The organism is Mesorhizobium sp. M7A.F.Ca.ET.027.03.2.1, assembly GCF_003999175.1.
GTDB lineage: Bacteria > Pseudomonadota > Alphaproteobacteria > Rhizobiales > Rhizobiaceae > Mesorhizobium.
In genome coordinates this window covers 1-7,960 of record NZ_RZOM01000164.1, presented here as the reverse complement: position 1 = coordinate 7,960, position 7,960 = coordinate 1, and the positions used below count along the sequence as shown (strand labels likewise).

Here is a 7,960-nt window from a genome sequence, read left to right as displayed (position 1 = left end):
GTCCAGAATTCTGCTCCGCTGCACTCTACGGCTGATGTTACGGAATGGATCCTCGGGTCTCCGCGACGGAGCTTCGCTCCTGCTCCGCCCGTGGATGACGAAGTTCCCCGACGCTCAGCCCGGATCGGCGGTGAAGCCGGCGGCCTCGATGCCGGCGATGGCCGCGGCTTCGTCATTGTCCGAGGTGTCGCCGGAAATGCCGACGGCGCCGATGATAGCGCCAGTCTTGTCGCGGATCAGCACGCCGCCGACGACCGGCAGCACGCGTCCGCCAGAGACGTCCGAGATGCCGGCGACGAGGTGCGGGCGCTCCTTGGCGAAAGCCTCGACTTTGCGCGAGCCCATGCCGATGGCGAGCGCACCAAAGGCCTTGCCGGCCGACATTTGCGGGCGCAGGAACGAGGCGCCGTCCTGGCGCTGGAAGGCGACCAGATGCCCGCCGGCGTCGAGCACCGAGACGCCAAGCGGCTTAAGCTTGAGATCGGAGCCCTTGGCAAAGGCGGCATCGATGATTTGCCTGGCTTTTTCGAGCGGCAGTGCGGTCATGGCGGTCTCCTGTCTGAAAGGCGTCGATCATCGACCGTCGACGGGCGAGATAACATCCCGGTTTCGGTTGAAATTGCTTCGCGTGAAAAGGTCGGATGGAAGCGACCGTCACAGCCTCCCGGATAGGAGTTGGTGCCTGTGCGGCTTCGGGTTATTTTTTCTTGGCGCGGGCCGGCTTCTTGGCAGGTTCCGCCGGCGCGTTGGCGAGGTCTTCGGCTTCCTTGGCGAGACGCAGCGCCCGCAGCTTGTTGGTCTTGGCCTGGCGGGCGTCGCTCTCGGCGACGTATTCGGCCATCGCCTTCTGGCGGACGGTTGCCGCCTCTTCCTGCTTCTTGAAGCGCAGGTCGGCGCGTGCGCGGGCAGCATCCCGAGAGTTCTCAACCAAGACCTTATCCAATCCCGTGAATTGTGATTTTCCGCTTCTTCTAGCAGAGCCGGGCCCCAAACGGGAAAATAAGTTGGTCAAGCGGCAGAGTCGGCGGCGAGAGCCTTGCTGGCAACCAGGGCTTCATAGGCGGCCTGCAAGGTGGCGCGGACAGAAGGACCCGACGCGGTATCGAGCGGCTTGCCGAGATGTTCATGGCGCAACTCGTCCATGAATTTGTCCCACATCGGCGGTCCGCCCTTTTCCAGAAGTTCGGCGCGGATCGAGAGTTCTTCGCTGACCGGCAGCCAGACGCGGCCCCAGGCGCCGAGATGGGCCAGGATCGGCACCAGCGTGATCGCCATTTCGGTCAGGCTGTAGATCGCCTTCTGCTTGTGCGAGGGGTCGTCGGCTTTGGTCAGCATGCCCAGTTCCATCAGCCGCTTCAGCCGGTCGGCGAGGATGTTGGAGGCGATGCCTTCCATCGATCCGTTGAGCAGCTCGCGAAAATGACGCCTGCCGCCGAAGATCATGTCGCGAAGGATGATCAGGCTCCAGCGATCGCCGAACACTTCCAGCGACAGGTTGATCGGACACCCGGACCGGCGATCCATACTCATGAGATTTTTTCTCCAAAACCGGTTGCATTATCGTATCGGTTTTATTATCGTGCAACCGATTGCAAAATGCAATCAGTATTGCAGGAGAGGAGGCCGCACCGTGACGACGACCGAACGCCCCGAAATCATATCCGAAACCTTTGGCGATCCGGCGAACCCGCCGCTGTTGCTGATCATGGGAGCGATGGCCTCGATGCTGTGGTGGCCGGAGGCGTTTTGCCGGGAACTGGCCGATGCCGGCCTGTTCGTGATCCGCTACGACAATCGCGATACCGGCCGTTCGACCAAATACAAGCCGGGAGAGCCGCCCTACACGTTCGATGATATGGCCGACGATGCAATGCGCGTTCTCGACGACCACGGTATCGGCAAGGCGAATCTCGTCGGCATGTCGATGGGCGGCATGATCGCGCAGCTTGTGGCGTTGGAACACCCGTCCCGTGTCGCATCGCTGACCGTCATCAGCAGCACGCCCGTGGGAACCGACACTTCGCACCTGCCGCAGACGAGCGATGCCTATATCGAGCATTCGGCCGAGGGCGTCAAAGTCGATTGGTCGGACCGTGGCCAGGTGGTCGATTTCATCGTCAGGGACGCGCGGGCGATCGCCAGCATCGCGCACCCATTCGACGAAGCCCGGATGCGTGCCTTCGTCGAGCAAGACTACGACCGCTCCGGCGGCTTCCTGAGCGCCACCAACCATTTCATGCTCAGGGGCGGCGACGCGTGGAAAGGCCGCCTGCACGAGATCGCGTCGCCGCTGCTGGTCATCCACGGCACGGCCGATCCGGTCTTTCCGGTCGAACATGGCAAGGCGCTGGCCAAGGCGGTCACCGGCGCGAAAATCATCCGGATCGAAGGTGGCGGCCACGAGCTGCATCCAAACGACTGGGATATGATTGTTGCCGGCATCGTCGCCCACGCCGCTTGAAGCGGCAAAAGCAGGTCTTGACGAGCAATGCTTGCCGCAGTGTTTAACCTATGACGAGCGTGCCCGGCGCCGGCCACCGATAAACCAGGAAACAGGCGAGCAAAAAATGTCCCTGACGCTTCATTTCCATCCGCTGGCCTCCTTCTGCTGGAAGCCGCTGATCGCGCTGTACGAGAACGCCACGCCGTTCACGCCTGTCATCGTCGATCTTGGCGATGCTCAGTCGCGCGCGGCCTTCCTGAAGATTTCGCCGGCCGGCAAGATGCCGGCGCTGCGCGACGATGCGCGCAACCGCACGGTGCTGGAATCGACCATCGTTGTCGAATATCTGGCCGCGCATTATCCGGGGCCAGTCGACCTCGTTCCCGCCGACATCGACCTGGCGCTGGCCGTTCGCCAAGCCGACCGCTTCTATGATTTCTATGTGCAGGAGCCGATGCAGAAGATCGTCGGCGATCGGTTGCGGCCGCAGGACAAGACTGACCCGTTCGGCGTCGAGCAGGCCTGCGACCAGCTTCGCAATTCCTATGCCATCATCGAACAAGACATGCAGTCGAAGATCTGGGCGATGGGCGACACCTTCACCATGGCCGATTGCGCGGCGTCCCCGGCGCTGTTCTATGCCAACAAGGTCGAGCCGTTCGGCGACGAGTATCGGGCTGTGAAGCGCTATCACGACTGCCTGCTGCAGCGCCCCGCCTTCGCCCGGGTGATCGAGGAGGCGAAGCCCTACTTCAAGTTCTTCCCCTACAACAACGGTTGATCGGGGTTAGGCTTCCCAGAACTGATCGAGCCAGATGTTGAGTTTGAGGAAGCCAGTGCCGCTTACCGTATAGACGCGCCTTGTTCCTTCCGGCTTGGCGTGGACCAGCCCGGCATCGAGCAGCACTTTTAGATGCTGCGAAACAGCCGGGCGCGACACCGGCAAGCCGGCGGCCAGTTCGGTGACGGTTTTCGGGCCGCGGCGAAGTTCTTCCAGAAGATGGCGCCGATTGGGATCGGCAATCGCCATGAAGGCGTCGGAAAACATCATGCCTGTATTAGTGAGGCAAAGCCTTTCGAATCTCAACCGTCTGCTTCTGCTTTTCTTCTGGGATCGAGCCGCAATGCTTCCGGGGTGACCGAACGGTCGGCCGGCTGCGTCTTGAAGGCATCACGGTCGCCGATCGGCACCGGCGCGCGGCGGCTGATGCGCAGCAGCGTGTAGCCCGCCAGGCAGAGATGCGCCAAGGCGGTCGCCAGGAACAGACCTTCCGGGCGCATCCAGCCCATCAAAGCGGCGGCGAGCAAGGGTCCAATCATCGTGCCGAAGCCGTAGAGCAGCAACAGCCCGCCAGATACCTTGACGAAATCCTCCGAGCGCGCGTGGTCGTTGGCATGCGCCACGGCAATCGAATAGAGCGTGTAGGCGAAGGCGCCATAGGCGGCAGTGAAGACGATGACGAAGACGCCGGAGCGCGGCTCGAACAGAAAGATCAAGAGCGCGAACAAAGCCCCGCCGAAAGCCGCTCCCGCCAGCACGAAACGCCGGTCGGTCTTGTCGGAGAGACGCCCGGCCGGAAGCTGCATGGCGGCACCGGCAACGACCACAAGGCTCATCATCAGGGCGATCTCGGCCGTGGAAATGCCGATGCGGGCGCCATAGACGGCGCCAAGCGTGCCCCAGGCGCCGTTGGCGATGCCGATCAACGCGCAAGCGACCGCCGACACCGGCGAATTGGCATAAAGGCCTCTGACATCAAGTGAGACATCCTGCAGCGGCTTGGGGTGCGAGGCGGTCGAGACCGCCGTCGGAATGAGCGAGAGGCAAAACAGGATGCCGGTGATCATGAACAGCGACGCGGACTTCACGTCGCCGCCGGCGACGATCATCTGCCCGCCCATGATCGAGGCATAGGTGACCATCATGTAGAGGCCGAAGACGGTGCCGCGGTTCTCGTTGGTGGCCTTCTCGTTCAGCCAGCTTTCGATGACCATAAAGGCACCGGCCATGGTGAAGCCGGTGAAGGCGCGCAGCAGGATCCAGACATATTCGTCGATGATCAGCCCGGTCAGTAGCGCCACGATGGCGCCGGATGCGGCAAAGGCGCCAAAGGCGCGAACGTGGCCTGCGCGGCGCACGATGCGCGGTGCGAAGAAGCAGCCGGTGACGAAGCCGCCGGCCCATGCCGTGCCCATCAGGCCGAGCGATGCGGTCGAGAAACCTTCCAGTTGACCGCGCAGGGGCAAGAGCAGTCCATGCAATCCAGATGCCGCGAGCAGGAAAGCGGTGCCGCGAAGCAGCGAGAGGATCGGTCGGTAGGTTGCGAACATTGTTTGATCCGGCTCAGGTTTGGCGGGGACGCTGGGTCTGAAGACAGCCGCATTCGGGCTTTTCGGCGGCGGGCTTTGCGCCAGCGCGCCTATCCGCGGCGGAACAGTGCTTCGGCCGCGGATTTGGTGGTGTCCTTGGCCTTGAGTTCGGCTTCCAGGCGGGCAATTTCGTCGCGCAGTATGCCGATCCGCTCGGTCAAGTCGCTGACGGAAAGCAGTGACAGGTCCTGCCCGATCTCGTGCGGGCGTGCCTTCTTCTTGGGTTCGTCGTCGAAGATCGCCATCGTCGCTCCTCCTCCGCCAAGACCAGATTGGCCATTTGCCTGATTTGGCAATCAGCATACATAGGGCAGGGGCGTCGATGCAAACAGCCGATCGGATAACGGCGAGGAAAGACGGGAAATCTCATGGCGAGCGGACAGAAAATTCCGGCAAGGATGACGGCCATCGCGATCTCGGAGCCGGGTGGCCCTCGGGTCCTGAAGCCGGAAACACGCGACGTGCCGCAGCCCGGCCCCGGCGAGATCCTGATCAAGGTGCATGCCGCCGGCGTCAACCGGCCCGATATCCAGCAGCGCAAGGGCGCCTATCCGCCGCCGCCCGGCGCGTCGGACCTGCCGGGCCTCGAGGCGTCGGGCGAAGTGGCGGCCCTTGGCGACGACATATCGCGCTGGCGCATTGGCGACCGCGTCTGCGCGCTGACGCCCGGCGGCGGCTATGCCGAATATGTCAAGGTGCATGCCGGGAGCGTGCTGCCGTTGCCCGCCGGCTTCACCCATACCGAAGCCGCGGCGGTGCCGGAGAATTACTTCACCGTCTGGCACAATGTGTTCGAGCGTGGCGCCCTCAAGAAAGGCGAGACGCTGCTCGTCCATGGCGGCTCGTCCGGCATCGGCACGACGGCAATCCAGCTTGCCTCGGCCTTTGGCGCCTATGTCATCACCACTGCGGGCAGCAAGGAGAAATGCGACGCCTGCCTGAAGCTCGGCGCAGACCGGGCGATCAACTATCGCGAGGAGGATTTCGTCGCCGCGGTCAAGGAGGCAACGGGGGGCAAGGGCGCCAATGTCATCCTCGACATGGTCGGCGGCGACTATGTGGGGCGTAACTACGAGGCCGCTGCGGTTGAGGGTCGGATCGTCCAGATCGCCGTGCAGGCCGGCGCTGTCGCAAGCGCGGATTTTTCGAAAATCATGGTCAAGCGGCTTACCCACACCGGGTCGACGCTGAGGCCGCGCACCGTCGAGTTCAAGGCGGCGATCGGGGCGGCGCTGGAAGCGCAGGTGTGGCCGTTGCTCGGCACGCGCAAGGTTGCTCCTGTCATGGACATGATCTTCCCGCTCAGCGAAGCCTGGCGGGCGCATGAGCGGATGGAGGACGGCGAACACATCGGCAAGATCGTGCTCGACGTCGGCTGACAGCGAGCGAGGTCAGCGCCTCGCTGCCTACAAGATGAACAGAAGCTTAATGCTGCAATGCAGCATTTGCATCATTGCTATGCAAAATCAGCCATTCAAGTCCTCGTCGATGACGCCTATTTGAGCACCATCGAAACGAACATCAATTTGGAGGACTACCATGAACCCGATCCGCGCTTTCCGTAACTGGCGTATGTACACCGAGACCGTCCGCGAACTGAACCGTCTCAACGCACGTCAGCTCAGCGATCTCGGCATCAACCGCGCTGACATCGAAATGATCGCCCGCAAGGCCATCTGATTTGAGCATGGTTTGCTCCAAGGAGCGGACCATGCCGTAGAGGCAAGAGCCGAAGCAGACGGTTTTGCCGTCGCCGGTTCCGAGCCCGCTGGACCCAGTCCGGCGGGTTTTGTCTTTTTTGGCCAGTAGTACCGAGCATGGCTCGACAGCGCTCCGCGGTTGACCTCAACTCTCCGCATGGCATTTGGATCATGCGCACACTCGGCCCGGCCTACTGCAATGGCGCGAGCGTTGTCCGCCGGCCGCTTCCAAAAACGTTGCGAAACGACCCGAGAGCGGTTATACAGACCGCGAATTTCCCATTTTGGTGGCTCTAAACCACCGCCCGCGCGGGAACGCGGGCGAACGAGAAGGATTTGTAAATGGCCAATACGCTGCTGATGCCCAAGGCGACCGCTGTCTGGCTGGTCGACAACACCGCACTTTCCTTCGAGCAGATCGCGCAGTTCTGCGGGCTGCACCCGCTCGAGGTCAAGGCAATCGCCGACGGTGAATCGGCGCAAGGCATCAAGGGCATGGACCCGATCATGACCGGACAGCTGACCCGCGACGAGATCGCCCGTGCCGAGAAGGATCCGAACCAGCGCCTGAAGCTTTCGGACCCCAAGGTGCGGGTGCCTGAATCCAAGCGCAAGGGTCCGCGCTACACGCCGCTGTCGAAGCGCCAGGACCGGCCGAACGCGATTCTGTGGCTGGTGCGCAACCATCCCGAGCTCAAGGATGCGCAGATCTCGCGTCTCGTCGGCACCACCAAGTCGACGATCGAACAGATACGCGAGCGCAAGCACTGGAATTCGGCCAATCTGCAGCCGATGGACCCGGTGACGCTGGGCCTCGCATCGCAGATCGACCTCGACATGGAAGTCAATCGCGCCTCGCGCGGCCGCGAACAGGCGCAGCCGGTCGGCGACACGCTGCTGCCGGCGGCCCTGACCGAGCGGCTGGTGCCGGCTCCCGAGAAGCCGAAGGACGAGGATGCCGAACTCGACGCCAACGCCGTGTTCGCCAAGCTCTCGGCCTTGAAGTCGAAGAACACGGACAATGACGACGACGAGTGAGATTGTCTGATATTCCAAGAAAAAAAGCCCGCTTCGAGCGGGCTTTTTTATGGGGTCAACAACTCAGCTGCGCGCAGCGCGATCCGGCGCCATGCCATAGTCCTCGCTGCGTTCCACCGCGCGGTAGAAGTCGGCAAGCTGCTTGCCGCGCTCCGGCTTGAAGATGCGGCCGGCGATGACCACGGAGGCGATGCGATCGATGCGGAAGGCGCGAAAATCGTCGCGCATCTCGCACCAGGCGACCAGCGTCCACACCTTGCCCCAAAACCACAGACCGAGCGGGCGGATATCGCGGGCGGTGCCGCGGCCGGCCTCGTCGGAATAGTCGATGGTCAGCACCTGGCGTTTTTCGACCGCGCGCTCGATCAGGTCGATCGCCTCGCGGGCGGCGTCGCTGACCACCCACATC

12 protein-coding genes are annotated in these 7,960 nt (G+C 62.8%); 5 read left to right on the top strand and 7 right to left on the bottom strand.

The window, feature by feature from the left end; genetic code table 11:
• Window positions 1-114: 114 nt before the first annotated feature.
• From EN750_RS10055 to EN750_RS10045, 3 genes are all read right to left on the bottom strand, one after another.
• Complete coding sequence (locus EN750_RS10055; RefSeq protein WP_127396328.1) at window positions 115-546, bottom strand: heme-binding protein; 432 nt, start codon at window positions 544-546, stop codon at window positions 115-117.
• 151 nt (window positions 547-697) lie between these two features.
• Window positions 698-931, bottom strand: a complete 234-nt coding sequence (locus EN750_RS10050; protein WP_027037125.1) for a hypothetical protein — start codon at window positions 929-931, stop codon at window positions 698-700.
• A gap of 77 nt (window positions 932-1,008) precedes the next feature.
• Window positions 1,009-1,530, bottom strand: coding sequence for a helix-turn-helix domain-containing protein (locus tag EN750_RS10045; RefSeq protein WP_127396327.1), 522 nt, complete (start codon window positions 1,528-1,530; stop codon window positions 1,009-1,011).
• Window positions 1,531-1,630: 100 nt separating this feature from the next.
• On the opposite strand from EN750_RS10045, the gene EN750_RS10040 reads away from it, so the two are divergent.
• Together EN750_RS10040 and EN750_RS10035 are read left to right on the top strand one after the other, a co-directional pair.
• Window positions 1,631-2,461: an alpha/beta hydrolase gene (locus tag EN750_RS10040; protein WP_127396326.1), complete on the top strand. Its 831-nt coding sequence runs from the start codon at window positions 1,631-1,633 to the stop codon at window positions 2,459-2,461.
• A 106-nt stretch (window positions 2,462-2,567) separates the two neighbouring features.
• Window positions 2,568-3,224 (top strand): glutathione S-transferase family protein, encoded by a 657-nt coding sequence (locus EN750_RS10035; RefSeq protein WP_127396325.1) that lies wholly within the window; start codon window positions 2,568-2,570, stop codon window positions 3,222-3,224.
• A 6-nt stretch (window positions 3,225-3,230) separates the two neighbouring features.
• Here EN750_RS10035 and EN750_RS10030 read toward each other — a convergent pair whose 3' ends face one another.
• From EN750_RS10030 to EN750_RS10020, 3 genes are read right to left on the bottom strand one after another with little or no spacing between them, the layout of a single operon-like run.
• Window positions 3,231-3,494 (bottom strand): metalloregulator ArsR/SmtB family transcription factor, encoded by a 264-nt coding sequence (locus tag EN750_RS10030; RefSeq protein WP_013529232.1) that lies wholly within the window; start codon window positions 3,492-3,494, stop codon window positions 3,231-3,233.
• Window positions 3,495-3,526: 32 nt separating this feature from the next.
• Complete coding sequence (locus EN750_RS10025) at window positions 3,527-4,858, bottom strand: MFS transporter (RefSeq protein ID WP_348629588.1); 1,332 nt, start codon at window positions 4,856-4,858, stop codon at window positions 3,527-3,529.
• Window positions 4,859-4,863: 5 nt separating this feature from the next.
• Entirely contained in the window at window positions 4,864-5,058 is a 195-nt protein-coding gene (locus EN750_RS10020) for a DUF1192 domain-containing protein (protein WP_023810953.1), read from the bottom strand.
• Between the two features lie 123 nt (window positions 5,059-5,181).
• Here EN750_RS10020 and EN750_RS10015 point away from each other — a divergent pair, with 123 nt between their 5' ends.
• From EN750_RS10015 to EN750_RS10005, 3 genes are all read left to right on the top strand, one after another.
• Window positions 5,182-6,192, top strand: coding sequence for an NAD(P)H-quinone oxidoreductase (locus EN750_RS10015; protein ID WP_127396323.1), 1,011 nt, complete (start codon window positions 5,182-5,184; stop codon window positions 6,190-6,192).
• A gap of 160 nt (window positions 6,193-6,352) precedes the next feature.
• Window positions 6,353-6,493 (top strand): DUF1127 domain-containing protein, encoded by a 141-nt coding sequence (locus EN750_RS10010; protein ID WP_127396322.1) that lies wholly within the window; start codon window positions 6,353-6,355, stop codon window positions 6,491-6,493.
• Window positions 6,494-6,855: 362 nt separating this feature from the next.
• Window positions 6,856-7,551, top strand: a complete 696-nt coding sequence (locus EN750_RS10005) for a DUF1013 domain-containing protein (RefSeq protein WP_023810957.1) — start codon at window positions 6,856-6,858, stop codon at window positions 7,549-7,551.
• Between the two features lie 63 nt (window positions 7,552-7,614).
• Here EN750_RS10005 and EN750_RS10000 read toward each other — a convergent pair.
• A partial coding sequence (locus tag EN750_RS10000; RefSeq protein WP_127396321.1) for a WYL domain-containing protein occupies window positions 7,615-7,960 on the bottom strand: 346 nt, incomplete at its 5' end.